Origin of the sequence: Sphingomonas sp. CCH9-F2, from assembly GCF_001556735.1 — a bacterium.
Classification (GTDB): Bacteria; Pseudomonadota; Alphaproteobacteria; order Sphingomonadales; family Sphingomonadaceae; genus Sphingomonas; species Sphingomonas ginsenosidimutans.
On the sequence record NZ_LSJO01000334.1, the window covers coordinates 1 to 3,949 of the forward strand.

General features: G+C 68.7%; 5 protein-coding genes. All 5 read left to right on the top strand.

Annotation, left to right across the window (positions count from 1 at the left end; all coding sequences use genetic code 11):
- Window positions 1-176 precede the first annotated feature (176 nt).
- Window positions 177-1,112, top strand: coding sequence for a translation elongation factor Ts (tsf, locus tag AX685_RS09715; RefSeq protein ID WP_066488025.1), 936 nt, complete (start codon window positions 177-179; stop codon window positions 1,110-1,112).
- A gap of 167 nt (window positions 1,113-1,279) precedes the next feature.
- Window positions 1,280-2,011, top strand: a complete 732-nt coding sequence (gene pyrH / locus AX685_RS09720) for a UMP kinase (protein ID WP_066488028.1) — start codon at window positions 1,280-1,282, stop codon at window positions 2,009-2,011.
- Complete coding sequence (gene frr, locus AX685_RS09725) at window positions 2,011-2,568, top strand: ribosome recycling factor (protein ID WP_066488031.1); 558 nt, start codon at window positions 2,011-2,013, stop codon at window positions 2,566-2,568. Before pyrH ends, frr begins: the two co-directional genes overlap by 1 nt.
- A gap of 31 nt (window positions 2,569-2,599) precedes the next feature.
- Window positions 2,600-3,331 (top strand): isoprenyl transferase, encoded by a 732-nt coding sequence (locus AX685_RS09730; protein ID WP_066488033.1) that lies wholly within the window; start codon window positions 2,600-2,602, stop codon window positions 3,329-3,331.
- Window positions 3,332-3,341: 10 nt separating this feature from the next.
- Window positions 3,342-3,949: phosphatidate cytidylyltransferase (locus AX685_RS09735; RefSeq protein ID WP_082740772.1), on the top strand; the 608-nt coding region annotated here is incomplete at its 3' end.

Here is a 3,949-nt window from a genome sequence, read left to right on the forward strand (position 1 = left end):
GGCCGAGGCTCCCGCCGCGGAGGCCCCGGCCGCTGCCGAGGGCGAAGCCGCCACCGCGTAAGCGACGCGCGAATGTCATGGAGGCTTCCTATGGAGCCTCCCCGATTTCCCGTTCGAGGCGCGGCGGTTCGCAAGCGGATCGTCGCGCTTCGGCGCATCTGAGTGAGGACAGTATAATGGCCGATATCACGGCAGCGATGGTCAAGGACCTGCGCGAGAAGAGCGGCGCGGGCATGATGGATTGCAAGAAGGCGCTGAACGAGGCCGGCGGCGACATGGATGCCGCGCTGGACTGGCTGCGCACCAAGGGCCTGGCCGCGGCGCAGAAGAAGTCGAGCCGTACCGCCGCCGAGGGTCTGGTCGGCGTCGCCGTCGCCGGCGCCAAGGGTGCGGTGGTCGAGGTGAATTCCGAAACCGACTTCGTCGCGAAGAACGAGCAGTTCCAGGGCTTCGTGCGCGACGTGACGCAGATCGCGCTCGCCACCGGCGGTGACGTCGATGCGATCAAGGCCGCGGCGATGCCGTCGGGCAAGACCGTCGAGGAAGCGCTGACCAACAACATCGCGACGATTGGCGAAAACCAGTCGATCCGCCGCGCCAAGCGTCTGGAAGTGTCGAAGGGCGCGGTCGTGTCCTACGTCCACAACCAGCAGGCGCCCGGCATGGGCAAGATCGGCGTGCTGGTCGCGCTCGAATCGGATGCCGCCGAAGAGGTGCTGCAGAAGCTGGGCCGCGACCTGGCGATGCACGTCGCCGCCGCCTTCCCGAAGGCGCTGAACGAGGGCGACCTGGACGAGGCCGAGATCGAGCGCGAGCGCGCGATCGCGACCGAGAAGGCGGCCGAATCCGGCAAGCCGGCCGACATCATCGCCAAGATGGTCGAAGGCTCGATCGCCAAGTACCGCAAGGAGCACGCGCTGGTGAGCCAGCTGTTCGTCATGGACGGCAAGACCAAGATCAGCGACGTCGTTGCCAAGGCGGGCAAGGATGCCGGTGCGCAGATCGTGCTGAAGGACTATGTCCGCTTCCAGCTGGGCGAAGGCATCGAGAAGGAAGTGTCGGACTTCGCGGCGGAAGTCGCCGCCGCATCGGGCGTGCCGCAGCACGCCTGACGCGCCTGCCCGATGCGTGCGTCGGGCCGCATGACCAGCCGCCGCGCCGGGTGACCGGGGCGGCGGTTTGCCTGTGGGGCCAGGGCGCAAGCCCCCTTGTCAACCCATTGCCAGTCGCGGGCCCCGCGCCTAGGGTCCGCGCGCCTTTCCAACAGCGTCCGGATCCCATGACCCATCCCCGTTTCAAGCGCATCCTCCTGAAGCTGTCGGGCGAGGTCTTGATGGGCGCCGACGGCCTGGCGATCGACCCGTCGGTCACCGCGCGCGTCGCGGAGGAGATCGCCGACGTGAAGGCGCAGGGCTATGAGCTGTGCGTCGTGGTCGGCGGGGGCAACATCTTCCGCGGGCTGGCCGCGGCGGCCAAGGGGTTCGAGCGCGGCACCGCCGACTATATGGGGATGCTGGCGACGGTGATGAACGCGCTGGCCGTCCAGAACGCGCTGGAGCAGATCGGCGTCGACACGCGCGTCCAGTCGGCGATCCCGATGCAGTCGGTGTGCGAACCGTTCATCCGCCGCCGGGCGGAGCGGCACCTGGAAAAGGGCCGCGTGGTGATCTTCGCCGCAGGCGTCGGATCGCCGTTCTTCACCACTGACAGCGGCGCGGCGCTGCGCGCGGCGGAGCTGAACTGCGACGCGCTGTTCAAGGGCACGTCGGTGGACGGCGTCTATGACGCCGATCCGAAGAAGGTGGCGGGCGCGACCCGTTACGAAACAGTGAGTTATGACACGGTTCTGGCGAAGAACCTGAAGGTGATGGACGCCAGCGCGATCGCGCTGTGCCGTGATTCGAACATCCCGATCGTCGTCTTCAACATCCGCGAGCACGGCAATTTCGCCGCCGTGCTGCGCGGTGAAGGCGTGTCGACCGTGGTGCAGAAAGAGATGGAGACCAAGTAATGCCCGCGTATGACAAGGCCGACCTGGAGCGGCGCATGAACGGTGCGGTCGAATCGCTCAAGGGCGATCTGGGCGGCCTGCGCACCGGGCGCGCCGCGGTGTCGCTGCTCGATCCGGTGACCGTCGAGGTCTATGGCGCGCACATGCCGCTCAACCAGGTGGCGACCGTGTCGGCGCCCGAACCGCGGATGCTGTCGGTCCAGGTGTGGGACAAGACCAACGTCGGCCCGGTGGAAAAGGCGATCCGTTCGGCGGGGCTGGGGCTGAACCCGATCAACGACGGCAACACGCTGCGCCTGCCGATCCCCGACCTGACCGAGGAGCGCCGCAAGGAACTGGCGAAGCTGGCCGGGCAATATTCGGAAAAGGCCAAGGTGGCCGTGCGCAACGTGCGCCGCGACGGCATGGACGCACTGAAGACCGACGAGAAGAAGGGCGTGTTCAGCGAGGACGAGCGCAAGCGCCACGAAGCGGAGGTGCAGAAGCTGACCGACGCGACGATCGCCGAGATCGACACGGTCGCGGCCGCCAAGGAAAAGGAAATCCTCGGCAAGTGATGGCCATGGGGGCCAGGGGCGCGCGCAGGTGATGGCGACCGCGGCGGCATCGCAGCCGGTGGCGCAGCACATGCCGCGCCACGTGGCGATCATCATGGACGGCAACGGCCGCTGGGCCGCGCAACGCCACCTGCCGCGGGCCGCCGGGCACCGCGCGGGGGTGGAGGCGGTGCGCGCGGTGACGCGCGCGGCGCGTGCGATGGGCGTGCAGGCGCTGACGCTCTACGCCTTCTCCTCGGAGAACTGGCGCCGGCCGGCGGAGGAGGTCAGCGGGCTGATGGGCCTGCTCAAATTCTTCATCCGCAACGACCTGGCCGAGTTGGTGCGCGAGAACGTGCGGCTGCGCGTGATCGGCGACTATCGCCGGTTCCCGGCCGATGTCGTCGCGCTGGTCGACGATGCGCTGGCGCGTACCGCCGCCAATACCGGCCCGATCCTGGCGATCGCGCTGAACTACGGCGCACAGGCCGAACTGGTCACGGCGGCGCAGCGGCTGGCGGCGCGCGCCGCGGCGGGCGCGATCCCGGTCGAGGCGATCGACAGCGATGCGATCGAGGCGGAGCTGGAAACGCGCGAGCTGCCCCCTCTCGACCTGTTGATCCGCACCTCTGGCGAACAGCGGCTGTCGAATTTCCTTTTGTGGCAGGCGGCCTATGCCGAATTGCTGTTCGTCGACACGCTGTGGCCCGATTTCGGCCCCGACGATCTGGCCGCCGCGATCAGCGCGTTCGGGCAGCGCCAGCGCCGCTACGGCGGGCTGTGAGCGCGCGCGCATGAGCGATTCGTCGCCGTCACCCTTTCCTCCGACGCCCGATGCGGCGCTGCGCACGCCGTCGAACCTCAGGCTGCGGATGATCGCCAGCGTCGCAATGATCGCGGTCGCTTCGGTGGCGCTGATCCTCGGCGACATCGCCTTCTGGCTGCTGGCGGTGGTGGTCGCGTTGTTCATGATGGCCGAATGGGGCGATCTGCAGAAGGTGCCGCCCAAGACCAAGCGGCTGGCGCAATTCGCGCTCAGCGTGCCGCTGGCGACGATGGCGCCGGCGTGGCTGATCCTGGAAACGCACGACTTCTTCACGCTGGGGCTGGTCGCGGGGGCGGCGTTCTTCGTCGCGATCGTTACCCGGCTGCCGCGACTGGCGCTGGGCGTGGCCTATTGCGGGCTGCCGGTACTGGCGCTGGTGTTCCTACGCCGGCAGGACGACGGGCTGCTCTATGCCTTCTGGGCGATGGCGCTGGTGTGGGCGTGCGATATCGGCGCGTTCTTCGCCGGGCGGTCGATCGGCGGGCCGAAGCTGGCGCCGCGGCTGTCCCCGAACAAGACCTGGGCGGGGCTGGGCGGGGGGGTGATCGCCGCCGGTGCACTGGGGCTGCTGTTGTG